This window comes from Desulfosporosinus sp. SYSU MS00001 (genome assembly GCF_049943955.1).
Lineage (GTDB): Bacteria > Bacillota > Desulfitobacteriia > Desulfitobacteriales > Desulfitobacteriaceae > Desulfosporosinus.
In genome coordinates, this window is sequence record NZ_JBNFTW010000007.1 from 110403 (window position 1) to 132655 (window position 22253).

32 protein-coding genes and 2 pseudogenes are annotated in these 22253 nt (G+C 40.3%); 28 read left to right on the forward strand and 6 right to left on the reverse strand.

Features of this window, described 5'->3' with window-relative positions:
- Positions 1–230: 230 nt before the first annotated feature.
- The 4 genes from ACPUYX_RS13825 (at position 231) to ACPUYX_RS13840 (ending at position 2817) form a co-directional block, all read left to right on the forward strand.
- A complete protein-coding gene (locus tag ACPUYX_RS13825) occupies positions 231–752 on the forward strand; it encodes a putative metallopeptidase (RefSeq protein ID WP_426380222.1) in 522 nt (173 codons plus the stop codon).
- Complete coding sequence (locus ACPUYX_RS13830; RefSeq protein ID WP_426380223.1) at positions 749–1126, forward strand: hypothetical protein; 378 nt, start codon at positions 749–751, stop codon at positions 1124–1126. Before ACPUYX_RS13825 ends, ACPUYX_RS13830 begins: the two co-directional genes overlap by 4 nt.
- Positions 1127–1536: 410 nt before the next feature.
- A complete protein-coding gene (locus ACPUYX_RS13835) occupies positions 1537–2031 on the forward strand; it encodes a hypothetical protein (RefSeq protein ID WP_426380224.1) in 495 nt (164 codons plus the stop codon).
- A gap of 81 nt (positions 2032–2112) precedes the next feature.
- Complete coding sequence (locus tag ACPUYX_RS13840; RefSeq protein WP_426380225.1) at positions 2113–2817, forward strand: hypothetical protein; 705 nt, start codon at positions 2113–2115, stop codon at positions 2815–2817.
- 120 nt (positions 2818–2937) lie between these two features.
- Here ACPUYX_RS13840 and ACPUYX_RS13845 read toward each other — a convergent pair whose 3' ends face one another.
- Positions 2938–3126, reverse strand: a complete 189-nt coding sequence (locus tag ACPUYX_RS13845; RefSeq protein ID WP_426380226.1) for a helix-turn-helix domain-containing protein — start codon at positions 3124–3126, stop codon at positions 2938–2940.
- A gap of 35 nt (positions 3127–3161) precedes the next feature.
- Positions 3162–3386, reverse strand: coding sequence for a DNA-binding protein (locus tag ACPUYX_RS13850; RefSeq protein WP_426380227.1), 225 nt, complete (start codon positions 3384–3386; stop codon positions 3162–3164).
- A gap of 430 nt (positions 3387–3816) precedes the next feature.
- Between ACPUYX_RS13850 and ACPUYX_RS13855 the strand changes: the two genes are divergently transcribed.
- The 8 genes from ACPUYX_RS13855 to ACPUYX_RS13890 all read left to right on the forward strand — a co-directional run bounded on the left by ACPUYX_RS13855 (position 3817) and on the right by ACPUYX_RS13890 (position 7437).
- Complete coding sequence (locus ACPUYX_RS13855) at positions 3817–4017, forward strand: hypothetical protein (RefSeq protein ID WP_426380228.1); 201 nt, start codon at positions 3817–3819, stop codon at positions 4015–4017.
- A gap of 654 nt (positions 4018–4671) precedes the next feature.
- A complete protein-coding gene (locus ACPUYX_RS13860; RefSeq protein ID WP_426380229.1) occupies positions 4672–4923 on the forward strand; it encodes a hypothetical protein in 252 nt (83 codons plus the stop codon).
- A gap of 12 nt (positions 4924–4935) precedes the next feature.
- On the forward strand, positions 4936–5283 hold the full coding sequence (locus ACPUYX_RS13865) for a hypothetical protein (RefSeq protein ID WP_426380230.1): 348 nt from the start codon (positions 4936–4938) through the stop codon (positions 5281–5283).
- Positions 5261–5725, forward strand: a complete 465-nt coding sequence (locus ACPUYX_RS13870; RefSeq protein WP_426380231.1) for a hypothetical protein — start codon at positions 5261–5263, stop codon at positions 5723–5725. The genes ACPUYX_RS13865 and ACPUYX_RS13870 overlap by 23 nt, the downstream gene beginning before the upstream one ends.
- A gap of 18 nt (positions 5726–5743) precedes the next feature.
- Positions 5744–6097 carry a hypothetical protein gene (locus ACPUYX_RS13875; protein ID WP_426380232.1) on the forward strand — a complete coding sequence of 118 codons (354 nt, stop codon included), beginning with the start codon at positions 5744–5746 and terminating at the stop codon, positions 6095–6097.
- Positions 6098–6102: 5 nt separating this feature from the next.
- On the forward strand, positions 6103–6528 hold the full coding sequence (locus ACPUYX_RS13880) for a hypothetical protein (protein WP_426380233.1): 426 nt from the start codon (positions 6103–6105) through the stop codon (positions 6526–6528).
- A gap of 406 nt (positions 6529–6934) precedes the next feature.
- Positions 6935–7294, forward strand: coding sequence for a glycoside hydrolase domain-containing protein (locus ACPUYX_RS13885; RefSeq protein WP_426380234.1), 360 nt, complete (start codon positions 6935–6937; stop codon positions 7292–7294).
- Positions 7285–7437, forward strand: coding sequence for a hypothetical protein (locus tag ACPUYX_RS13890; protein WP_426380235.1), 153 nt, complete (start codon positions 7285–7287; stop codon positions 7435–7437). Before ACPUYX_RS13885 ends, ACPUYX_RS13890 begins: the two co-directional genes overlap by 10 nt.
- Before the next feature lie 58 nt (positions 7438–7495).
- Here the strand turns inward: ACPUYX_RS13890 and ACPUYX_RS13895 are convergent.
- Positions 7496–7828, reverse strand: a pseudogene (locus ACPUYX_RS13895) (IS66 family transposase); the annotation flags it as partial.
- A 219-nt stretch (positions 7829–8047) separates the two neighbouring features.
- Between ACPUYX_RS13895 and ACPUYX_RS13900 the strand changes: the two are divergent.
- The gene (locus tag ACPUYX_RS13900) at positions 8048–8707 is read left to right on the forward strand and encodes a TetR family transcriptional regulator (RefSeq protein WP_426380236.1); all 660 of its coding nucleotides are present in this window, start codon (positions 8048–8050) and stop codon (positions 8705–8707) included.
- A gap of 191 nt (positions 8708–8898) precedes the next feature.
- On the opposite strand, the gene ACPUYX_RS13905 is transcribed toward ACPUYX_RS13900, so the two are convergent.
- Positions 8899–9192, reverse strand: a complete 294-nt coding sequence (locus ACPUYX_RS13905) for a hypothetical protein (protein WP_426380237.1) — start codon at positions 9190–9192, stop codon at positions 8899–8901.
- Between the two features lie 144 nt (positions 9193–9336).
- Between ACPUYX_RS13905 and ACPUYX_RS13910 the strand changes: the two genes are divergently transcribed.
- The 6 genes from ACPUYX_RS13910 to ACPUYX_RS13935 all read left to right on the forward strand — a co-directional run bounded on the left by ACPUYX_RS13910 (position 9337) and on the right by ACPUYX_RS13935 (position 14339).
- Positions 9337–9708 (forward strand): SRPBCC family protein, encoded by a 372-nt coding sequence (locus ACPUYX_RS13910; protein WP_426380334.1) that lies wholly within the window; start codon positions 9337–9339, stop codon positions 9706–9708.
- Positions 9709–10375: 667 nt separating this feature from the next.
- On the forward strand, positions 10376–10525 hold the full coding sequence (locus ACPUYX_RS13915; RefSeq protein ID WP_426380238.1) for a hypothetical protein: 150 nt from the start codon (positions 10376–10378) through the stop codon (positions 10523–10525).
- A 17-nt stretch (positions 10526–10542) separates the two neighbouring features.
- A complete protein-coding gene (locus ACPUYX_RS13920) occupies positions 10543–11226 on the forward strand; it encodes a response regulator (protein ID WP_426380239.1) in 684 nt (227 codons plus the stop codon).
- 335 nt (positions 11227–11561) lie between these two features.
- Positions 11562–13007 carry a glycosyltransferase family 39 protein gene (locus ACPUYX_RS13925; RefSeq protein WP_426380240.1) on the forward strand — a complete coding sequence of 482 codons (1446 nt, stop codon included), beginning with the start codon at positions 11562–11564 and terminating at the stop codon, positions 13005–13007.
- Complete coding sequence (locus tag ACPUYX_RS13930) at positions 12961–13338, forward strand: GtrA family protein (RefSeq protein ID WP_426380241.1); 378 nt, start codon at positions 12961–12963, stop codon at positions 13336–13338. The genes ACPUYX_RS13925 and ACPUYX_RS13930 overlap by 47 nt, the downstream gene beginning before the upstream one ends.
- Entirely contained in the window at positions 13335–14339 is a 1005-nt protein-coding gene (locus ACPUYX_RS13935) for a glycosyltransferase family 2 protein (RefSeq protein WP_426380242.1), read from the forward strand. The genes ACPUYX_RS13930 and ACPUYX_RS13935 overlap by 4 nt, the downstream gene beginning before the upstream one ends.
- 244 nt (positions 14340–14583) lie before the next feature.
- On the opposite strand, the pseudogene ACPUYX_RS13940 reads toward ACPUYX_RS13935, so the two are convergent.
- A pseudogene (locus ACPUYX_RS13940) lies at positions 14584–14655 on the reverse strand (hypothetical protein); the annotation flags it as partial.
- A gap of 10 nt (positions 14656–14665) precedes the next feature.
- Between ACPUYX_RS13940 and ACPUYX_RS13945 the strand changes: the two are divergent.
- The 9 genes from ACPUYX_RS13945 to ACPUYX_RS13985 all read left to right on the forward strand — a co-directional run bounded on the left by ACPUYX_RS13945 (position 14666) and on the right by ACPUYX_RS13985 (position 21969).
- A complete protein-coding gene (locus ACPUYX_RS13945; RefSeq protein ID WP_426380243.1) occupies positions 14666–15097 on the forward strand; it encodes an AraC family transcriptional regulator in 432 nt (143 codons plus the stop codon).
- A gap of 102 nt (positions 15098–15199) precedes the next feature.
- Positions 15200–15658, forward strand: a complete 459-nt coding sequence (locus ACPUYX_RS13950; protein WP_426380244.1) for a hypothetical protein — start codon at positions 15200–15202, stop codon at positions 15656–15658.
- 66 nt (positions 15659–15724) lie between these two features.
- Positions 15725–16213 carry a hypothetical protein gene (locus ACPUYX_RS13955; protein ID WP_426380245.1) on the forward strand — a complete coding sequence of 163 codons (489 nt, stop codon included), beginning with the start codon at positions 15725–15727 and terminating at the stop codon, positions 16211–16213.
- A 45-nt stretch (positions 16214–16258) separates the two neighbouring features.
- Positions 16259–17497, forward strand: coding sequence for a glutathionylspermidine synthase family protein (locus ACPUYX_RS13960; RefSeq protein WP_426380246.1), 1239 nt, complete (start codon positions 16259–16261; stop codon positions 17495–17497).
- 24 nt (positions 17498–17521) lie between these two features.
- Positions 17522–17947, forward strand: a complete 426-nt coding sequence (locus ACPUYX_RS13965; protein ID WP_426380247.1) for a DUF350 domain-containing protein — start codon at positions 17522–17524, stop codon at positions 17945–17947.
- 546 nt (positions 17948–18493) lie between these two features.
- Positions 18494–18838: a GIY-YIG nuclease family protein gene (locus ACPUYX_RS13970; protein WP_426380248.1), complete on the forward strand. Its 345-nt coding sequence runs from the start codon at positions 18494–18496 to the stop codon at positions 18836–18838.
- On the forward strand, positions 18835–19293 hold the full coding sequence (locus ACPUYX_RS13975) for a DUF6530 family protein (RefSeq protein WP_426380249.1): 459 nt from the start codon (positions 18835–18837) through the stop codon (positions 19291–19293). Before ACPUYX_RS13970 ends, ACPUYX_RS13975 begins: the two co-directional genes overlap by 4 nt.
- A 7-nt stretch (positions 19294–19300) precedes the next feature.
- Positions 19301–21337 carry an AAA family ATPase gene (locus ACPUYX_RS13980; RefSeq protein WP_426380335.1) on the forward strand — a complete coding sequence of 679 codons (2037 nt, stop codon included), beginning with the start codon at positions 19301–19303 and terminating at the stop codon, positions 21335–21337.
- Between the two features lie 35 nt (positions 21338–21372).
- Positions 21373–21969, forward strand: coding sequence for a helix-turn-helix domain-containing protein (locus tag ACPUYX_RS13985; protein WP_426380250.1), 597 nt, complete (start codon positions 21373–21375; stop codon positions 21967–21969).
- A gap of 100 nt (positions 21970–22069) precedes the next feature.
- Here ACPUYX_RS13985 and ACPUYX_RS13990 read toward each other — a convergent pair whose 3' ends face one another.
- Entirely contained in the window at positions 22070–22150 is an 81-nt protein-coding gene (locus ACPUYX_RS13990; RefSeq protein WP_426380336.1) for an SEC-C metal-binding domain-containing protein, read from the reverse strand.
- Positions 22151–22253 lie beyond the last annotated feature (103 nt).

Here is a 22253-nt window from a genome sequence, read left to right on the forward strand (position 1 = left end):
TTGAATATTTGAACGGTGTGATTGACTTTTGCACTTCGGGCAGACGAAAGCAGGATTTTTAGTAGCTGAAAGAACGCCCATTTTCAAAGTTCTAGCTGTACAGTTGATCCATTTGCTTAAGTAGTTCGTACTCTGACAACTGGGACAACGTAATATCACTGTCATTTCATCACCTCAGAGTAGCTTATGAATGACAGTGGACAAGTGTTATACGTAAGGGAGGATATGCAATGGGTTACGAAAAATCACCACGAATTCGAGATATAGTTGAGAGACTTATTGACGAACACCATCCACATCTTAGGGATGCTAAGGAACTTATAGAATATTACACCCGTGATGACAGTGGAGTGGATTGGGCAGGCAAATGCAAGAAATGCTCAAGTTTTGAACGTTTCTTAACGGGCATGATGTTTCATGTTTTTATTATCGATGCAACCCTTGAAAATTGGTCCATGGACAGGCTTGAGGCTTTGGTTGATCATGAACTATGCCACATTCAGCGTAAAACCGGAATGGAAGTTATTAATCCGGAAACAGGAAAAGTTATTCGAAAGGAATGGGCCAAGAAAAGCGATCCCGACAGCTGGTATATTCGTGAACACGACGTTGAGGAGTTTTCAGATGTCATTCATCGCCATGGGCTTTGGGATTATGGAATCGAGAAGTTTGCTGAGGCCGTAAGAAAAGCAGATTACCAAATGACTATCTATGATGCCGAACGTGAACAGGAGATGAAGATGGCCCAATGATAAACAGTCGAGCAAAAGGAGCAGAAGGCGAGCGCGAGTTTTCCCGTCTCTGCCGAGATCAAGGATATAGCTGCAGGCGAGGTCAACAGTTTAGTGGGATCGAGGGGGAAGAAGTCGTTGGGCTCCCTGGGATTCATATTGAAGTTAAACGGGTTGAAAAACGGAATGTTGAAGAGGCAATGATTCAAAGTCGCAGGGATGCTAAAGAAGGCGAAATGCCAATTGTAGCGTTCCGCCGAAATCGTGAGAAGTGGAAAATTTGTATGGATGTAGAAGATTGGTTTAGGATTTTTCGCGAGTGGGAAGTTGGTCAAGATTTTGCCGTGAGGAATACGGTTGTCAAGAGGTCTGGCTCAGTGGATCCAAGTATGTGAGTGAGGAGAATGTTCTTCTGGAGATATGAAACTTTTCTTTAGTCGCACCCACCGCATCCGCCTCCATCGCAACCTCCGCCAGAGTCACCTGAATCACAAGAGCTAGAATCGCCATGAGAGAAATCTGAAAACCCGCCGTGATCAACATGTCCATGGTGGTGAGAATGATTAGCATCATCAGAACCCCAAAAAACAAAGTCTGAGTTATTCGAGGTATCGAAGTTACGATACGAGTCTGGCCTGCGTCTTACAGAGTTGATGACTGCAATAAACACGGCTAATCCAATGAAAAAGATTAAGAATGTATTTTCCGTATTAATTCATCCTTTCTACGTTTTCCCTTGTAATGTTTTATTCTATGAGGTAAGGAGAAGTCCTGTATTCACTCAAAAAATAGGGAGGGAAAGGGCTTGGGCGAGGCTGAAATTGTAACATCAGAAAAGAAAAAGCGTGTAAAGCCGTTATGGTACCGACAAACGATCCGCCGGTTCATGACTTACACGCAGGATAAACTTCGTTTACAAATACTTATTGTACAGCTTGAGATTGAATTTCCGAGCAACACGGCTCAGCTTAGTCTAAGTCCTGGCCGTTCTATTGGAAGTACAAGTAATCAAACCGGGGGATATGCTGAGAGGAGATTAGAGCTTGAAATTGAAATCAGGGATTTAAGACTTAAGATCCGTGAGGTAGATATGATTATTGATTCTCTGGGATCTACGGAAAGAAAATTAATTGTGCTCAAGTATATGCAGAGGTTTAATAAGGATTTTTGGATAGCTGGGGAAATTGGGATATCTTTGAGGTCTTATTACAGACTCAAAGATGAATTGATTGTTGTGGCTGCACAGTTGTTTGGGTATGTGAAGAGGGAGCAGATTAGTTTTGAGGAGTTAGAGTGGTGAAGATAATTATTTAGTTACTTATAGAAGGATGAATAAATACACTGTCGAATATCTAAAACAATAATAATTAGAGGTGAGATTTTGGAAATAATTAAACAAATTGCTGGAATTATTGCATTGTTATCTGTATTAATCGCAGCTGGTGGTTTAGCAATTGCTGTTCCTACAAGAGAACTGGTTACAATATCAAGTACTATGGATCTAATAGATGAAGGAAAGACCTATGCGGGTATATGGCTAATGACTTTCGCATTTGCCGCAATAATTCTAAAAATTACAACGGTAGATTTAATATTACTCCATCCAATAATAAGCTTAATTATTTTGATATCGGTTATAATTGTAATGATGATATATTTATTTATGTCTGAGATAACAATAAAATATCGAAAAAAATTTCTTTCAAGCGGACCATCTTCTGATGCTAAGGTATTGTGTAAGACTAAATGCGGTTTTTATTTGGTATCAATAATATCTTTTTTGAATTGTATATTAGTATTGAAAAAAGTTCCTATAGATTATTCCGTAATGGGAATTATAGTTATTTTTTATATCATTACATTACTATGCCTTGGAACTCATTTATGTGTTAAGTCAATAGAAAATGTTAGACTTCAGAAAATCGCATTTTATGAAAATCAGAACTTGAACGAAGTAACAGGATATTTATTAGGTGAAAACAAACAACTAGTTTGTTTTTTAGGGATTTATCAAAGGGATCATAAAAGGATATTTGTAAAAAAAGATTTAATAACACAAATAAAAGATTGTGGTTATCATTACTAAATATTTGGCAGTTATTTGGCATAAAGCACGCATTCTATTGTTAGCTATTCATGGTAACATGATATAAAGAGGGCGTTCCGAGAGGGGCGCTTTTCTATTGCACAAAAAGAAGCCAGGAGTTTATTCGTCTCCTGGCCGGCATAATTCATCCATACTAACTTCTAATGTCTGCGCAAGTTTTAGGGCAGTGGAGACTCTACAGTCCCCACGCCTTTCGATATCCTCCAAAGTTCTGACGGGAATCCCGGAGACTTCTGATAGCTTAGGAATACTTAATCCTTTGTCTAATCTTATTTTCTTGAGTTGCATACCGATTCTTCTTTCTTGATCTTAATGATTAGCTATTAATTGGGCTTTTCAACCTCTGATAAATCTTTCCTGGATATTACATCACTTTTAAAAAAGATTCGATCACGTGGAAAAACCTTAATAGGAACGAGTTTCTTACGTTTAACAAGATCGTCAATGTTTTGCCGGGTGCATCCAAGGATTTCAACAGCTTCGGCAGTGTTAATGATTTCTTCAGCAAGATATTTTGTTAATTCTTCTTTGGTTTCAAAATGATACATTAAGATTCCCTTCTTTCAACTATGAACGTTAGGACGAAGCAAACAATCAGTAAGACAAGTTTAACGACGTCCAAAATGCTTGGGTTGATAAAGTCTCCGTCAATGATGTTGAGGATAACTAAAGCGATTAGGATTATTTTGATCAGATTCATAAATTCCCAGTGGTTGTGGTATAATATTGTAAGTGGTGGGGGAGGATTTCTCCTCCCCGTGGGGCTTACTTTTTTCTTAGTTCCTGTATTAGCTTGCAGGTTGTCAGGATCAGGACTAAGATTTTAAGTAAGTCTTTCACTTTTTCACCTCCCTTCTGTTAAATATAATACCATAATACTATGCGAATGTCAAGTAGCAAAATGAATAAATGTGGTATTTTTTCCAAAAGGAGCTAAGCAATTGGCTCTTTTTCTATTTCTATAAGGTGGTGATTGGGTTGACGAAACCAGCTTTCACATGCGTAGGATTTGAACCCAGGAAGGCTGGGCTGAATCCTAACTGCGGGAACTGTATGAACTGGAAGAATGAGAGTTGTTCTGTTCGTTATATCCTTGATGAGTTGTATGCCGAGACCGAGAGGTTTAAGGCGATTGATTGGATGATGCGGAAGAATAAGGGGATTCAAGGGCTCATGTAAAAAGCCTAGGCTTAAACCTAGGCTAATGTTTCCTAAATAATCTTAGAGGCATGGATGAGGTGGGCAAGGTGGATGAGGTGGTTTGGATAATCTTATAAGCCTAAGCAGTTCTCCAATGATAATCAGTAATAAGACGATAATGACTATTAACGCTGTTATAATCAAATAGTTCACTCCTTTATTTCTAGACTTTCATAAGTGCAAGATGGATTTCTAATACATGCTATTCAGTATGTCCAAGAAGTGTTACGAGGGGACATAGATTTGAATATCAACAATCAAGATGAAGTTGGTCAATGGATACAAAGTCTTATCGACGCTAACAACCTTCATTCATTCATAAGTCCAAGATTGAGATTACAAACCTCAATACCAGGTCCTATATTAAATTCAACACGTCGAATGCCCGTACCAAAGATGGTAAGCGTTCGGCGTGTTTGATTTTTGACGAAGAACATGAATACGAGAATGCAAAAACTATCGGCGTGTTCCAGTCCGGTTTCGGTAAGCGTAAGCATAGTCGAATTTTTAAGATCATAAAGAATGGTTATGTTCGTGATGGAGTACTGGACGATGATTTGCGGTTGGCGGAAGACGTCTTAAAGGGAACGATTAAATAAATTGGTCTTTGCCCATTGCTTTATAAAATGAACAATGAGCGTATTTACAAATCAACAGTTCATATGGGGAGACTATCCGCCGCTTCGATGGGCCGCATGGAATACGAAGAAGGTCAGGCGCGGTCGTGAAGAGGGAACAGATACCGGGAATTATTATTATGCCAAGATTGAAGCGAAAAGCCGGAAGACAGACCCATGGATGGCCGTGGTTCATTCTATGTGTATTGAAAATGAGCTTGAGGATATGGGTGGAGGATTTGATGACTTGCCGGTGATTATCTGCTAAGGAGGTGATGATTTGGGATTAATTACATGGCTTAAGGATAGACTTGGCGGTAATGTTCCGCTAAGCGGAGACGATTTCAACAGTGCTTTAAGTGAGTACGAATATTTAATTGCTGATATTTATATCCCCGAACTGGCCTTTTGGAGCGCGGTTAATCTGATTAGCAATGCCGTATGCAAATGTGAGTTTAAAATATTCTTAAGCGGGAAAGAGACCAAGGGGAATGAATATTATCTTTGGTACATCGAGCCGAATCGAAACCAAAATTCTAGTGGATTTATTCATAAATGGATATCCCAACTTTACCGTAACAATGAATGCCTGATTGTGGAGCAAAGTGGAACTACTTATTGCGGATAGTTTTAATCGAACACCATATGCCTTATATGATGATGTTTTCACCGGCGTTACTGTCGGCGATTTTACATTTAACCGTTCTTTTGTGCAGAGTGAAGTCTTGTACTGGCAGCTCTCTAACGAAGACATGCGTCGAGTTATTAATGGGCTTTATCAGAGTTATTCAAAGTTGATTTCCTACTCAATGAAATACTTCCAAAGATCGCGAGGGATCAAAGGCAAATTTAAATACGAGACGATCCCGGTCGCTGGAACAGAAGAGCGTAAAGCCTTTGATAATCTCGTTAATGAGAAATTTAAGACTTGGCTTGAAGCGGATAATGGAGTTATTCCTCTTGGGCGAGGTCAGGACTTCCTAGATCTAGGCTCAAAGAATTATTCCAATGAAGGTACGCGGGATATTCGAGCTATGATCGACGATGTTTGTGACTTTACAGCGAAGTGATTTGGAATTCCCCCGGCGTTGCTCCGTGGTGATGTGCAGGGTACCTCGGACGCAGTTGACCAACTACTCACGTTTTGCATGGACCCGTTAACGGATATGTTGTCTGAGGAAATTATCCGAAAACGCATTGGGAAAGCTGAGTTTTTGAAAGGGACATACCTGCAAATTGATACTAAGTCAATCAAGCATGTTGACTTACTCAGTGTTTCAAGCGCAATAGACAAGATCATAGGATCAGGAGCCTTCTGTATCAACGATATTCGTAAGGTCTGCGGAGAGACGGTTATTGACGAACCATGGGCTAATGCGCATTTTATCACCAAGAACTACGCAACCCTTGATGAGGTATTAAAGTCTTTAGGCGGGGAGTGATTGCTTTGGGTAAGTTTGTTGACATAACGGGACATAAATTCGGTCGTCTAACTGTTAGGGTTAGAGCTCCTAATGACATTCATAATAAAGCGATGTGGCAATGCGAATGTGATTGCGGTGAAGTTGTTATTGTTTGCGGAACTAGTTTAAGAACAGGGAAAACATCAAGTTGTGGATGTCTAAATAGAGAAATGACATCTGCTTGGAATCGAAGCCATCAGAACAATTATGGTGACGGCAATACAAGGTTGTATAGAATTTGGAAATCAATTCGTCATAGAACCGGAAACTCTAATTCTACAAGATATGCATATTATGGGGGACGAGGTATTTCCGTTTGTGATGAATGGAAAGACGATTTTGAAGCATTTAAACAATGGGCGTTATCTAATGATATTCTGAAGAATTGTCTATCGATAGAATTGATGTGAATGGCAATTATTGCCCAGAAAATTGTCGGTGGATTACTCAAAAGCAACAATGTAATAACAAGAAAAATAATAGGGTGATTGATTATAATGGAGCATCTTTGACAATGGCACAGTGGGCCGAAAGAATTGGAATTGATACCACAGTGTTGGCCCAAAGAGCTCATAGAGGGTGGAGCGATGAAAGAGTTCTCACGCAATCTATTAGAAATCGTTGAGGGGAGGTGAAACAATTGAAAAACAGTAAACCCATGTGGGAATTAAAGCAATCTACTACTAGCCCAGATACTCTGGATATGTATATTTATGGAGATGTCGAAGGAGATTATTTCGACTGGAAAGATTGGTCTTAGAATGCCGCCAAAATTTAAAGTATTTTTCAGCAACTTCAGGAGAAAGCAGAAGAAAAATGAATGGTATTGATTGCGCGACAAAGTTAACCCTAGCGAATGTGCAAGCCCTTAAGAATGCAGGTGTAAAGGCAATTGGACGTTATCTTGGAGGTAACTATGGTATAACTGCTGCAGAAGTAAAGTCGATCCTAGACGCAGGCATGGCTTTGTGGCTTATCTTAGAGCTAGATCCCACTAAGGCGAGCTACTTTAATTATTTGCGAGGGGTATTTGATGCACAATACGCTCTTGCAAAGGCTCAAGCCTTAGGAGTGCCAAGAGGAGTATGTATTTATTTCACGGTTGACTTTGAAGCCCAGCTAATGGATATGTCTCCGCCATCAAAGAGTATTTCAGGGGCGTTCATATGGTTCTAACCGGAAAATATCAAGTTGGTGTCTATGGTTCATATGCTGTGCTCATAGCAATGACGGGCGCAGATTACCCGCCAGACAAGTTCTTCCAAACTTATGCCTGGTCCTATGGAGACAAGGCTCCAAACCCATATCAGTCAGTATGACAACAATGATTATGTAGCAGGAGTTGCCCCATAATAAATAATTGTTCATAAAGTCCTTTTCTGCAAGGTTGTTGGATATGGAGCAATTCCCATCCTTAAGATAATTCATAAACTCTTCCTTATGGTTCAGAGCATAAGTCAAAGCCTCGCTCAGTTTGGATTTCGGCAGCACCTTGCCTCTCACGGAATCGATCCACACCCAAAAAGCCTCTAGAACAGGGGCTTCCTGTTTCAGACGCTCTAATTTTCGTTGTTCGCTCGAAAGATTCTCAAGAGTCTTTTCGATCTCGAAGAGTTTGTTGCAGTATGTAATGCCTTGGCTGGGAAGGGTGGCTTCCGGGCTATGGATATCTTTCGGAAGAGAATCGACGAAGTTCCTCCGAAGATGGCTTCAACAGAGCACTCCTCCCAGATTAAAAATGTAATGATTTGATATGCCCATACTTAATCCTTCCTTCTTAATTAAATATAATACAAAGAATAAGTTGCATGGGGAAACTTATTAACACTCATTATAAGTTGCGCTCTGCAACTTTTCAATATATTTATATCTTGCTATACTTATTTAATAAATATTCCATAATTGTTATTATGAAGGAAGCGGATTATATTGGGATTTCAAAGGGCAAGAAAAATAGAACAAAAACAAGTACGGCAAAAACAAATTTTATCGGCAACTAGTAGTCTGTTGGACCAATTACCTTATAAAGAGATAACACTTAACATGATAGCAAGCAAATTAGAATTTAGCAGAGCAAATATATCTCGTTATTATCAGTCTAAGGAGGAGATATTTTTTGCATTATTTATTCAGGATGGTCAGTCCTTGTCTGAAGATTTAATAACTGATGAAAGATTTAAGGACCCTTTAAGTTTTGAACAGTTTGCATTAATTTTTTCCGAAAGCATCAAAAAGCATGTTAATTTTTTACGGATTGGCTCCATACTTACAACAGTCATAGAACTAAACATCGATATAGACAAGTTAGTTATCTACAAAAAGCGGATGTATGAACAAATGGAAGAAATGGCTAAAGTACTAATGAATCAATACTCATTTTTTGATACAAAGAATAAAGCCATGCAATGTGTCAGTATGCTTTATAACTACATGGCTGGCTTGTTTCCACGAACCAATCCGAACCCTGGTCAGATAGAAGCTATTATTAAGAGCGGCAATGAAAAATATTATCAACAAGATTTCTGTGTATTGCTGAAAGAAATGATAATTATTACTTTGAATGGTTTTAAGGTGTTAAACAATAAGTAATTTCCGTCAAGGTTCCATCGGGCTCAAATAGGCGCATTGGCATCTTTTTGTCCACTCAACGCACGTTGGCGTTACTTCATTGAACACAAAATTGACTTCAAAACCAAGCGTAAAAACTAGGTGATGGTGATACTACGAAATATCGCCATGCATTCTGTTTTATAAATTGGTGAAATTAAAATATGGTTGCCCTAGCGATAGCCAGCCGCCTGCATCTCGTATAGTTCAGCATAACGGCCCTGTTGTCGCAGTAATTCATCGTGACTTCCAACTTCGATAGCCTTGCCATCTTCCAGAAAGACGATCAGATCAGCCATGCTTATGCTGGAAAATCGGTGGGTAACCAAAACGGTAATAGCACCTATCTGTCCTGCATTGCGAATAGATGCTTGGGCATATCGCTCAAAAAGGGCATGTTCTGCTTGAGCATCCAGACTAGCCGTTGGTTCATCCAGTACTACCAGGAGTGGTGTTTCACGCCGCATAGCTCAACCTAGCGCTAGCTTTTGCCATTGGCCACCTGAAAGGTTATGACCGCCAGTGTAAGAGGTGCCAACGTGAGTTGAGACCGTTGGGCAATTGTTGGACTAGGTTTAAGCTACTAGCCCTGTCTAGGGCAGCAATAGCAGCTGGCTCCAGTCTTATACAGAGCTTGGACAGAGCAATTTGACCTCTGGTTCGCCTCGCCGGGGTCAGTCATGATGAAAGGTGAAATAAACTCGGCCTTTTATTTTGAAACCTCTTTTGATGGAAAACGACACCCACATTATGGTCGATTCCTGAGGCTTGAGGCCGATCATATAGTTGAATTGACATGGCTAACAGGGGAAGGGGGAACCAAGGGAGCAGAGACCGTAGTAACAGTAGAATTAAATCAAAACGAAGATGGGACATTGCTTCGTCTTACACATACTGGATTCCCTGATGAGGAGTCTAAAAATAACCATGAGCGAGCATGGCCCATGGTACTAGCACAACTGGAGGAGATATTAACCCAATAGGGCAGAAAACGAAGAAGTCAGAGCCCACTACAGCAACGCAGAATCCAATGATTGATCAGCTCTTGGCCCTAAACAACATAAAAAACACCTTATCTAGGAGGAATGTTTCGGATTTTGGCGAAGATTACCATAAATCTATAAAGAATATGGAGTGACTGATAAACTTTGGTAAATAGACAATAAACTGTAAGTTCTGAAGGGTCTGGTTTTAATGGACTCAAGTATTCAAAATAAGTAGTTTAATATAGTTTGACAAACTCACCTTTGACTAAATGTTAGCGGTTTCTTTAGACTGAATTCTGTCGGAATATTATGTAGAGTAGAAATAAAGCAAATGCACCCTTTTTGAAAAAAGAGTGGGTGCATCCAGCGAGTAAACAGTCTCTTCTTTAAGAACTTTGAACAAGAGAAATAAGCATTTGCTCAAGATCTTCACGATGGGTCATTACAGTTAGCGCTAGACATGAATCTGTGATAATCTCCATAGAACGGCTCGAATCAGTGACGAAGTGCGTTTGAAAGAAAACGTAGAACTGGTGGCCTACCTCTTCTTACAGGTAGGAATTACGAATGCAATAAAGCACTCTGGTTCCAGTAAGGATAACTCTTAAAATTGAGTTAAACAACTCTAAGCTTGAATTAATAATAAGAGATTTTTGGCAAGGGATTGGATGTTACTAAATTAGAGGACTGGCAAATATCCAGTAATCATTTTGGATTAGTTGGAATCAAAGAAAAGCTCGAAGGATTAGGCGGAGAACTGCAAATCACTTCTGCAGTTTCTCAGGGTACGATCCTTAAAGCTACAATTCAATAAGAGAGGGAGACAAAAAAATGGCATTGGATAACGTGAAATCAAAAATGCTGAAAATACTAATAGTCGATGACCATACTCTTTTTGCGGAAGGAACCGTGTCCTTGCTGTCGTCGGAAACAAACCTGGAGATAGTGGGAATCGCTAATAATGGAGTCCAATGCCTGAACCTCTTAAAATCAACGGCACCTGATGTTATTTTACTTGATATTAGCCTGCCGGATTGTTCGGGTATTAATTTAATTGATGATATTAAATCGATTCACCCCGAAGTGAAAATAATTATGCTTACAGGCCTTAATCCAGAAGGGTATCTTACAAAATCACTGCAGAAAGGAGTTCAGGGATTTCTACTTAAAGAATGTAACAAAACAGAAATGATTGAGGCAATTCATTATGTAGTACAGGGAAAAGAATACTTTTCAAAAGGATTGGCGCATTTTCTAAAGGTAGAGCTTGTAGATAACAATGATGATCAGCTAATAACATTAAAATCTAATGAAACCGAAGAATCATTGTCTCCACGGGAAAGAGAAATACTGGAGCTTGTTTCAAAAGGTCTAAATAGTGAAGAAGTTTCCTTAGCATTGGGTATCACAAAAAGAACCGTAAATTTCCATATAGGAAATATACTTAGCAAATTAGGTGTAAAATCCAGGTTAAAAGCTGTAGCTATATGGAAAACGATGTCGAATAGAGATTAATATCATAATCTATGGTGATGTTCCATTATTAAATACCTGTAATTTTTTACAGGTATATTTTTATTGAAACCTGTTAATTTTGACATTGTTTTAGAAATTTGTAAAATTATATAATTTAATTGGTTTTTTTAATAACTAATACTGAATTTTGGGGTTCGCTAATTAACCTTGTTATTGGAACTTTTGTTGGTGCTGTAATAGTTCTTCTTCTCGCGGTATTCCTTCGGATACAGGAGCTTGAATTTATAATCCGGATTGCACGTAATAAGATAAGCAGTTAAATAGTATATGGTCCTGGAGCAGTTTTATATGTTCTATAAAGAAAGGTTTTGAGGATGGTTAAATTAATATTTAATCAGATTGTGATGTGGTTAGTGCTTTTTCTGTTAGGTATTTCTTTTATTGGGGTACTAATTTATAAAGTTTTCGGTTTGTTTTTGTTTGCAATATTTGTTTTTTTTAAGTATAAGAAGATTTCGGTACTCAGCGGTTTAAAAAGCTCCCAGCATAACTTTGCAGTTATTTTGTTAGCAGCTTTTATCCTAAGACTTTTATGGGTTTTTATTATACCGACCAAACCGATTTCAGATTTTGGTTTGATGTACGGATATGCGCAGAAAGTTGCCCAAGGGGACTATAGCGGATTTCATGGTTATGGGTACTTTGCCAGATTTGCACATGATACGGTCACTGTTCTATATTTTTCTTTGTTTTACAAGTTTAGCTCGGCTCCTTTGTTTTTAATTAAAATTGCCAATGTCTTATTTTCTACATTTTCAGTATTTCTTTTATATAAAGTAGTCGAAAAGATATATGATGACCGGCAAACAGCACTGGTTTCGATGCTTCTCTATGCCTTATATCTGCCTTCAATAATGTATAATTCTCAAACTATGCAAGAAAACATTGCCACACCTTTCTATTTACTTAGTACTTATTACTTTCTGGCTGCTGTGAAAAATCAAACGCAGGACAAGTGGGATAAAGTTAAATTGCTGGTTTTCTGTGGATTAGGACTTGCAGTTGGACATATGTTTAGAATGGTCGGTTATGTTTTTATCTTGGCCTATTTATTCTATTACTTATTTTACAAGAGATTTCAAAACTTAATAATTGAGCTGCCGGTCATAATTATTTCGTGCCTTGTCCCAATTATCATTTTGAGTTCGCTGCTAGTCTCAAGTGGAATTACGGAATCACAGTTATGGAATTCTAAAGAACCCTATTGGACTTCGATACTCAAGGGTACCAATATAGAGGCCCATGGACACTGGAATCTGGACGATGCCGAAATTCCAGAGCTATACAAGCATGATCCGGTAAAAATAACCGAAGCAAGTAAACAAATCATTAAAGACAGATTGTTAAACACGCCAAAGCTGAAATTGTTAGGCTTTTCTATTATTAAGTTTGAATCTGAATGGGCAGTACCTGACATGTCCGCTTATATATGGACTATTCCCGGAGCAGTTGATTATTTTGCTTTTGCTAAAGTTTTCTCAAAATCAAACTTGATCTTAACGGGTCTAGCTTCATCTTTCTATTTGATCTTATTATTTATGAGCATTTTGGGTTTACATAGAAACAAAGACAGACCGGTTGAAATTAATTTCTTTTTAATACTCTATTTAGGTTACGCATTGTTTCTGATGTTGATTGAGGCACAGGCCAGATACGCTTATATGCTTTCTTGGATCTTTATTATTTTTGCGGCTGGGGGCGTAAGGCTTAAAGATGATACAGTTGTTAAGGTTTATCTTGATAGGAGTATTGAATACTAGCCTGACATTTACCGTATATTACGTACTATTGTTTCTAATGGTTAACTATCTTTTGGCTAATATCTTGGCATACTCCGCAGGTACGATAAATAGTTATTTCTGGAACAGGGCATGGGTATTTAAGTGCAAAAAAGATCACTCCGAGTTATTCTACAAGTTTGTTATTGTGAATCTTATTACATTGCTGCTAAATAGTTCAGTGTTATACTTCCTTGTAACATTTGGCTTGGGCAAAATCGTTAGCCAAGTTGCTGCTACGTTTTTCGGAATCTGGACTAACTTTCTGTTAAATAAAATCTGGACATTCAAAGTGAAGGAAGTTGAGGGATGAGAAAAGAGTTTCTGCTTTCGGTTGTGGTTCCCATGTATAACGAAGAATCGGTTGCTGAAGTGTGCTATCAACGTCTGTTAGACGTAATGAATCATAACGGCTATAATTTTGAACTGCTTTTTATCGATGACGGCAGTCAGGACGGTACTATGGCGATACTGGAACAGATTGCCAGTGATAATAAAAATGTTAAAATTGTTGATTTCTCGCGGAACTTTGGACATCAAACAGCTGTAACATGTGGGATTCAACTGGCATGCGGTGATGCGGTTGTTATTATTGATGCTGATCTGCAAGATCCGCCTGAGCAAATTGCCCGGATGGTTAAACTCTGGCAGGAAGGCTATGATGTGGTTTACGGCAAGCGCAATCAGCGATCCGGGGAAACGTGGTTTAAACTCGTGACAGCCAAGTGCTTTTATAGGTTCCTTTCTGCAATGTCTGATGTTGATATCCCGGTCGATACAGGAGATTTTCGGTTAATAGACAGAAAAGTTGCGGACGTGTTTTCCACGATGCAGGAAAAAAACCGATTTATCAGAGGAATGATTGCTTGGGTGGGATTTAAGCAAACGTTCATCGAATACGATAGGGATAAGCGGTTTGCGGGAGAAACAAAATATCCTCTGAAGAAAATGTTGAAATTTGCAGCTGATGGGATATTTTCATTCTCTTCAAAACCATTGAAGTTAATGTCGACTTTGGGGTTTATAACCATATTCGTTGCTTTGCTGCTTATCGTCTACTCCTTAGTTCAAAAGATAATCGGGAGAGCAACTATAACCGGTTGGACCTCCCTGATGGTCGCCATCACCTTTTTCAGTGGGGTACAGCTTTTATCGTTTGGCATTCTTGGCGAATATATAGCAAGAATTTATGACGAAAATAAACAGCGTCCTTTATATATTATCAAAAACAAGTACAATTTCCATGATAGTAACTTTCCGGGGATAGAGCCAAGTCATCGTTTGCGCGTGCATATTGGAAAAGACAAAGGCTGATGGTTGAAGCATCGATTAAGTAGAGACGACCTAAGGATTGACGCAGAGACTTAAATCCCAGTTCTACTTCTAATATTTGTACAACACTTTTGTGTGGGATAAAATTACCGGAGCGTTTGGACGCTCCTTTTATTCTTACATAATTTCCAGTTCGGCAATGGTCTTCTTGCTGTTTTGCATTTTTCAGTACTACATTTTTATTTGTGCGGATAAATAAGGTTTCACCAATATTATGTTCCAGCTGCTTAATCCTGCTGGTGAAGGTAGATTGAACCACATGGAGCTGTTCCGCTGTTTTAGTAAGGTTTTTTGGCATAGCTAAGCAAATGAATGTAGGTTTTACGATTGCGGAATATATTCGCAACAGAAAATTGACGTTAGCTGCTCAAGAGCCGGCCATATCTTCGAATGTTAAAGTTCTAGACATTGCATTTAAGAATGGCTATGATTCCCCTGAATCCTTTGCAAGAGCTTTCCGTAAAGCTCATGGAATTTCGCCATCTGAAGCGCGACAATCTGGAGTGAATCTCAAAGCATTTCCACGCATCTCTTTTCAATTATCATTGAAGGGAGACAAGGATATGGATTACAAAATAGTCCAAAAGGAAGCTTTTCAAGTAATAGGTAAGGAGCTCACTGTATCCACAAAAAATCAAGAGCAATTACAGATGATCCCCCATTTCTGGGATGAATTGAAGCGAATGGAGTTACCCATGCCATCTCATAGAAATAACACAAATGATGAATGGTATATGTAGCTCATTCTTGGAATCATGATGAAAACGAAACATATTCTTTTTTTAAAGCGAATAGGAAAAAAGAGTTAAATACCAAAAATGAAAGTAGAAGGAGAATGAGGTATGGCCCAGTTGGAGTACCGATTGCTGGATGAAGAAATGGGTTTTCCAGCACTTTTTGGGTATGAAAGCATACCGAAAGAAGAGGTGATTGCGCGCTGTTTATGTGATTACTTCGTAAAGGAATTTACAGTCTATGAGCTCACTTCATCTGCTAAAGAAGAATATTTGCAAGTGATTTATGTGAAAAAAGTGGAAGAAAAACCGAATTCTTTTACTCCAGGACAAATTTCGGGGATGGGATATATTTTGTTGGAGCTTCGGGAGTTCAGCGAGGAAGCAGAGCATTACCCCCTTCTTAAGACTCTGGAACTTGGGAATATGCAGGATTTACTTATGTATGCGGTAAGCCAATATATAAACTTTCAAGAGAGTGAATGGGAAAAGACGTCCTTTGAAATCGATGAGGATCGGCAAGTCTTTAGCCTATATTTAAAGAAGACAACTACAGTTAAGGCTTAAGGGATAAGGGTTAAACTCAAAAGACTACAATAAGAGTGAACATAGTACCTAGAAAGAAGGGATAAGGTGACCAGGACACAACGCATGGTCGGGATTTTCTTGTCAACGGCTCTCGTAGTTGGCATTGTGGGCTATGGAATAAAGGAAATATCTGAGGACCAACAAGAACAGCAGGGTATTATCGGTGGTGCAACAAATGGAGGAGGGACGGTTATTGTTGAGAACGAATCCCATGGAGGTCTTTTCTCGGGGTTTTTTGGACCGTTTGGTCCGTTCGGTCCCTTTGGCTATTTTAGCGGACGATCTTCTGGGTATTTCTCAGGAGTAAATTCGGGAGTATCCTCAGGAACGTCCGGGAATGTGAAGACCCCTGCGTTCGGCTCATCGGAGAGTTCTTCAAGCACACAATCGCAAGGTACAGGAATTGCTGGTATATCCCCATGGGGGAAATCGGGTTCGACAAGTTCCGGTTCCTCTTCTTCTAGTTTAAAGAGCGGGATTTCAAGTGGTAGTCATGGTGGGATTGGAAGCAGTAGCGGTGCCAGTGCCAGCTAGTTGTCAATAAAATTGGATTTAAGATTGAAGGGGGAAAGTTAAACCGTGCAGAGGTGTCCATACCCAGAGGTTCGTGAAAAGTTTTACGGGTCCATTCGTGAGGTTTTCTCCTGGGACTGGATCGATGGAAATGAATATGGCTTAGCTGGAATCCACTATATTAACGAGGAGTTTCGCCAGGAAATTGCTTTGGCAACGGAAGAACTTGGAAAAATTTATGCAAAAACTATCGTGATGGTTCAGCAAAGTCCCGAAAGTTTGCTTGAAATGTTGGGACTCCCCACAGAAACGTTTCAGGCGATTCGGCTCCCGATCTTGCCAGAAATTCCGACGACGATCGGTCGCTTTGATTTTGCGCATACCGCACAGGGGATTAAAATGCTGGAATTTAATGCAGATACCCCCACAAGTGTGGTCGAAGCATTTTATACAAATGGTAAAGCGTGTGAGTTTTTTGGTGCAGGCAACCCCAATTTAGGGATGGAGCAGGACCTCACAGATGCTTTTCAGGGGATTGTCGAACGCTATCAGGGGTTAGGCTACCCGATAGAAAATATCGTTTTTAGCGCCTTGGATTGGCATGAAGAGGATAAGGGAACAGTCGAGTACCTATTGAAAAGGTCGGACCTGCCTGGTCGATTTGTCCCACTGGAAAATCTCAGAGTGATTGAGGATGAACTTTGTGCGCTTATCGAAGGAGACTACCAGAAAATTGATGTTTGGTACCGGCTTCATGCGCTGGAAAAAATGGCTGAAGAGAAGGATGAGGATGGGTATCCCACAGGAGCCCATGTTCTTGATCTAATCGCCCGAGGAAGATTGGCGATTATCAATCCCCCGGCAGCGTTCATTGCCCAGACTAAGGCGATGCAAGCTTTGATATGGGGTTTGCATGAGGCAAAAATGTTCTATACGGAGGTTGAGCATGAAATTATTGAGCGCTATATGCTCCCGACTTATCTGGAAAATCCTTTTTTAGGGAAAGAACCCTTTGTGGCTAAACCCATTTATGGGAGAGAAGGAGGAGCTGTCAGTATTTTTCAAGCAGATGGCAGCGTACTAGAGAAAGACAGGGACGAAATGTATTGGGAGCAACCGATGATCTATCAGAAGTTCGTGGAGCTGGAGGAAGTGGAAAGCATGACAGTGACTGGCCCTTATAAGGGACGATTGCTCTGGGGATCTTTTCTCGTCGGAGGAAAGGCCTCGGCGATCAGTGCAAGAATCGGGGAGCGAATCACAGGTAATCTATCTTGCTTTTTGCCGTCGGGATATAAGAAATAAGGAGTGGGAGAGAGGGGCTATTGTATGCTATTAATTAATTTCCTTAAGTACTTGGGAGTCACTTTACCATTGATGGTTTTTGCTATTTTTTTATTCACTTTAACGACACCTTATCAGGAATTTAAAATCATGTTTGATGGTGATGATTTGGAGAATCCGTTAAAGGTAGCATCAGCCAAAGCCGTCGCTTTCGATTTAGGGGGTAAGATACTCGGTATTTCGTTATTGCTGGCTTCAGCGATCTATCATGCAGTTAGTTTGTGGGATTTGGTGGTTTGGGCTTTAACGGGGATCGTTTTTCTTGTTGGAATTTATTATCTATTTGAACTTTTGACTCCGGGAATTACGATTCGGAAAGAAATACCGAATGGGAATGTAGGCGTCGGGATCTTTTCGTTTTGTTTAAGTTTGGCTACTGGGGTTTTAATGGCGGCTTTGATTAGCTATTAATTAGATTTCCCTTCTCTGTACCATTGGTTTCGGGGATGGGGAATTATTGAAATAGTCAAGAGTAAAGGCAGGGGTTGTGTGATGAAATGAGCTTCATTCAAACTTGCGAGAGCGGGGTTAAAAACAAGTAATCAAACCGGCTTTGTGGTAAATGTAATCCAGGGTAATATATGCTCTGGATTTTGCACTTTGAACGTGACAAATGCTGGGCTTTTCGACGTTTATAGTTATCATCTTAAGCATTGTTAACGACGGTGCTTTTTTGTTTTGCGCACTACATCGTTAAAAGGCTTTAGAAATCGTAAGAAAGGGTAAAATTAAGGATTGAGCGAGTAAATCATTGTAGGATCAAAAATATAGCTAAATTTGGGGAATATTCTATCAATTACAGATATGAAAAATACCAAAATACAAAATTGAAATGGGAACCACAAATATGTGACATGGGTTTCTTTTTTAATCTAGTTTTTAATAGAGTGTAGACTCTACGGGGCGTGGATTGTTTTCATTATAGGCAACTTATACAATAAAGCCGAGGTGAACAAAATGGATATAAAAAGAAAAAAGCAACTTCTTGAGGAATATAAAAACAGACAACCCGAAATGGGTGTGATTTCTTACCGTTGCATAGCGACCAATGAGTCTTTCTTGGGTATTTCCAAAGATACAAAGGCTGATTTTAATAGTACCAGCGCCAAACTTGATGGAAACTATCATCCTAACAAAAGGCTCCTAGAACTTTGGAATCATTATGGCATGAAAGGCTTTGAGCTTTCCGTAATGAAAGTCCTTAAATATGAAAACCCTGCCGACGATCATACCGCCGAACTGGAAGCGCTGCGTGAGCAGTGTCTGGAACAGGACAAACAAGCAAGGAGGATTTGGAAATGAACAAGGATATTGTAATGATTGCCGATCAGTATGACCGCATCGATGGGAGAAACGCTTATAAGTCAGATATCAAACGGCTGACATTGGGCGCACCAACTTTGGAAATCAACAAGAATATGCAAATTGCAGTGCAAATCTGGAAACAAGCAGCGAACGGTGAATTAGAAATCAGCACTGAGCTGCCTATTCATCAGGTGCTTGATCTGATGATTTTTCTTAGCCGCACTCTGCTGTATTTTCGTGAAGCCTATAGGATGCCGCTGTTATACGACCCGGAGAAACCTGCAGTGGAACGGATTGGCGTGCAGGGCGGCGTTATGCCAATCGCAGTCTATACCGAGAATCCGAATATAGACCAGGATATTCAAAAGTTTTCACAGGCGCTAAGCGATTTAGGAGAGCTGAATGGCGAACGGCTACGTGTTCTGTCCCGTATATTTGAGGAAATGGAGTAATTTTAAAATGGAAAACAAATGGCTTCTGTCCCCTGCCAGACAGTTGACGGAAGAAGAAATATCTCTTGTCTGGCAAAAGCCTGTCACCCACATTGAAAGTGACGCTGAACGCCGCATTTGTTCAGAAGTAAAGCGCAATTGGACGCGCGGTGAAATGAAAATTACAAATATCCTTTTAGAAGGAGATGCCGGTTCCGGCAAGACACAGCTTGCCAAAGCCCTCTCCGCTGACTTTGGACTTCCCTATACGAAGGTGACCTGTTTTGCGGATATGGATAAATCCGACGTATTAGGTTCTATCCTGCCGGTGCTGCCGGAGGATGAAAATAATTCTAAAGGCGTAACTTATAAATATTATCCCTCAGAAATTGTGCGAGCTTATGAAAACGGCTGGTTGCTGGAAATTCAAGAGCCTACAGTAATTCGTGATGCAGCGGTGCTGATGGCACTGAACTCGGCGTTGGAGGCGGACGGTAGCATCAATCTGCCTACTCGGATTGTGCATCGTCATCCTGATTTTATCGCTGTCATTACTACAAATCGGGGCTACAATGGCTGCCGCCCGTTGAACGAGGCCCTGCGTGACCGTGTGCAGCACAGTGAAAAGATGGATTTACCCCCCATCGAAGTTATGTCGACAAGAGCGGCGGCTAAAACCGGCTGTACTGATGAAGAATTGCTGTTGATCTTTGCCCGTGTTATTGTTTTATTGGATCAAACCGCCAAGGCAAACGCTATCAAGGGTGTTGCAGGTATGCGTTCCTATTTTTTCTTGGTGGACGCTGTACTTCAGGGCTCAGAGACGGTAAATGCACTATATCACAAGGTAATTTATAAAATCACTACCGACCCCGATGAAATCGTTATTCTGGAACAAGCCTTATCAAAGCATGGGGTGTTGTCAGAACTGGAAGAGATATCGGAACGGCAAATCAAAACCAACGGCCAGGTTATGGAAATCCATACAGAAGAAACTATGGAGACAGAGTTCTTTAACACTATTCAGGATGACATCCCGGCAGTATCCCTGCGAAAGTCAGCTGACAACGAAGGTTATTCAAATGATGACGCGGAAAACGCAGCCGATACGCAAAGCTCAGACCACGGCGACGACGGAGACCCTATCTATCACGAGTTGCAACAAAAAACCAAAGTGGAATTGGAGCAGCAAAGGCGAGATTTTCGCAAACATCTGAACCGGCAAGCGCGGGAAATTGTAAAGGGTTCTTCTCATGAGAAAGTCAATCTGATTGTTCACAGACCGGAAGCAACGATCGCCCATCACTGTGAATATCAACAGATTGCATCGACGCTACTGCCAATAATCCGGGAGTTGGTACGAAAAACTGTTCCGCTGTTGGAACACGAAATATCCACGGAGTTTGCGAAATCTCGTCTTTACGGGACGAAATTCCATGCGGAAAAGTTGGCTTCCCCTGATTTTTACTATTACTCCCATAAATGTCTGCCGGATGAAGAACCTTCACTTACGGTGGCATTACGAATTGATGAATCGGCCTCTATGAGCGCCTTTGGGCGGTTGGATGCTGCAAAGCAGGCTGCTGTTGCCGTTTATGAATTTTGTGAAAGCTGCAAAATACCCATGCTGATTTACGGGGATACTGCAGACCGCTCATCTCTGGAGAAGATGTCGCTTTACTCCTATATCGACTACGAAAATCCTGCCCTGAACGACAAGTATTGCCTTATGGCGATACAAGGACACAGCAACAACCGGGATGGCATGGCGCTGCGAATCCTGGCAGAAAAACTAATGAAAGCACCGCAAAAGACGAAGCTGCTCATCAGTATCAGCGACGGTCAGCCAAAAGCTATGCCAAACTATACCGGTGAGACAGCCATAACTGATATGAAAGAAGTAATACAGGAATATAAGCGCAAAGGGATAGTGTTTCTAGCTGCTGCCATAGGGCAGGATAAAGAGACTATTTGTGATATTTACGGACAAGAACACTTTTTAGATATCACCGATTTACGACAGCTTCCAACACGGCTGGTTCAAGTTATTGCTAAATATCTATAGCATAGATAAACTCTTAACAACTGGAGGTGATTAATGTGGATTGTGCGAAGGTTGGGCGTTTAATTTTTCATCTGCGAAAAGAAAAGGGTCTGACACAGCAACAGGTTGCAGATTTATTGAATATCAGCAATAAGACCATATCTAAATGGGAGTGCGGTTTGGGTTGTCCCGATGTTACGCTCTGGTCTGAGCTTTCAGAAGTACTAGGGGCAGATATTCAGAATATGCTGGAGGGTAAACTTGATCCCAACCTGCCTGATGTGGGAAAGATTTTTAAAACTCAATTTTATGTATGCCCCGCCTGCGGAAACATTCTGACAAGTACAGGGAACGCCTCCATTACCTGCTGTGGCCGAAAACTACGGCCGCTAAAGCCCGTGCCCTACACAGCAGAACATGAAATTACAATAGAAGAAATGGACATGGACTACTACGTTTCTATTCGTCATATTATGACGAAAGACCACTATATCACTTTTGTGGCGTATGTGCTTTACGATAGAGTCCTTCTTATCCGCTTGTATCCTGAGCAAAGTGCAGAAGCCCGTATTCCAATGATTAAAAAGGGTGGAGATTTATATTTGTATTGTACAAAGCATGGTCTGCAAAAATACTCTGATCTTTGTAACTAACAACTATGCACTTTCACTAGGGCATATAAAATAGCAAGCAATCCTTAAGGAATAGTTGCCTTGAAATGAAGTTTTGGCCATTATAACTAAGAAGCGCATATTATCTTCCGCAGCATTTCTTATGCTTTTTTCCACTGCCACACGGACATGGATCGTTCATGCCGACCTTCTGGATAGTCATAGCTTGAACTGAGGGAAGCAATCGTGGTTTGAATTTTCGCGAGAAGAAAGTTCATTGGGCGTACGGCCGTAATTGGTCCACAACCGGTATTGTTGCGTACATG

What these genes read in the sequence shown, in the direction of transcription:
- ACPUYX_RS13925 (WP_426380240.1), top strand. Translation starts at nt 11,562, where the DNA reads ATGGTTAAATTAATATTTAATCAGATTGTGATGTGGTTAGTGCTTTTT.
- ACPUYX_RS13890 (WP_426380235.1), top strand. Translation starts at nt 7,285, where the DNA reads ATGGTTCTAACCGGAAAATATCAAGTTGGTGTCTATGGTTCATATGCT.
- ACPUYX_RS13990 (WP_426380336.1), bottom strand. Translation starts at nt 22,150, where the DNA reads ATGACTATCCAGAAGGTCGGCATGAACGATCCATGTCCGTGTGGCAGT.
- ACPUYX_RS13850 (WP_426380227.1), bottom strand. Translation starts at nt 3,386, where the DNA reads ATGTATCATTTTGAAACCAAAGAAGAATTAACAAAATATCTTGCTGAA.
- ACPUYX_RS13830 (WP_426380223.1), top strand. Translation starts at nt 749, where the DNA reads ATGATAAACAGTCGAGCAAAAGGAGCAGAAGGCGAGCGCGAGTTTTCC.
- ACPUYX_RS13950 (WP_426380244.1), top strand. Translation starts at nt 15,200, where the DNA reads ATGGCCCAGTTGGAGTACCGATTGCTGGATGAAGAAATGGGTTTTCCA.
- ACPUYX_RS13825 (WP_426380222.1), top strand. Translation starts at nt 231, where the DNA reads ATGGGTTACGAAAAATCACCACGAATTCGAGATATAGTTGAGAGACTT.
- ACPUYX_RS13905 (WP_426380237.1), bottom strand. Translation starts at nt 9,192, where the DNA reads ATGCGGCGTGAAACACCACTCCTGGTAGTACTGGATGAACCAACGGCT.
- ACPUYX_RS13935 (WP_426380242.1), top strand. Translation starts at nt 13,335, where the DNA reads ATGAGAAAAGAGTTTCTGCTTTCGGTTGTGGTTCCCATGTATAACGAA.
- ACPUYX_RS13965 (WP_426380247.1), top strand. Translation starts at nt 17,522, where the DNA reads ATGCTATTAATTAATTTCCTTAAGTACTTGGGAGTCACTTTACCATTG.
- ACPUYX_RS13930 (WP_426380241.1), top strand. Translation starts at nt 12,961, where the DNA reads ATGATACAGTTGTTAAGGTTTATCTTGATAGGAGTATTGAATACTAGC.
- ACPUYX_RS13975 (WP_426380249.1), top strand. Translation starts at nt 18,835, where the DNA reads ATGAACAAGGATATTGTAATGATTGCCGATCAGTATGACCGCATCGAT.
- ACPUYX_RS13970 (WP_426380248.1), top strand. Translation starts at nt 18,494, where the DNA reads ATGGATATAAAAAGAAAAAAGCAACTTCTTGAGGAATATAAAAACAGA.
- ACPUYX_RS13920 (WP_426380239.1), top strand. Translation starts at nt 10,543, where the DNA reads ATGGCATTGGATAACGTGAAATCAAAAATGCTGAAAATACTAATAGTC.
- ACPUYX_RS13845 (WP_426380226.1), bottom strand. Translation starts at nt 3,126, where the DNA reads ATGCAACTCAAGAAAATAAGATTAGACAAAGGATTAAGTATTCCTAAG.
- ACPUYX_RS13885 (WP_426380234.1), top strand. Translation starts at nt 6,935, where the DNA reads ATGAATGGTATTGATTGCGCGACAAAGTTAACCCTAGCGAATGTGCAA.
- ACPUYX_RS13860 (WP_426380229.1), top strand. Translation starts at nt 4,672, where the DNA reads ATGAGCGTATTTACAAATCAACAGTTCATATGGGGAGACTATCCGCCG.
- ACPUYX_RS13945 (WP_426380243.1), top strand. Translation starts at nt 14,666, where the DNA reads ATGAATGTAGGTTTTACGATTGCGGAATATATTCGCAACAGAAAATTG.
- ACPUYX_RS13980 (WP_426380335.1), top strand. Translation starts at nt 19,301, where the DNA reads ATGGAAAACAAATGGCTTCTGTCCCCTGCCAGACAGTTGACGGAAGAA.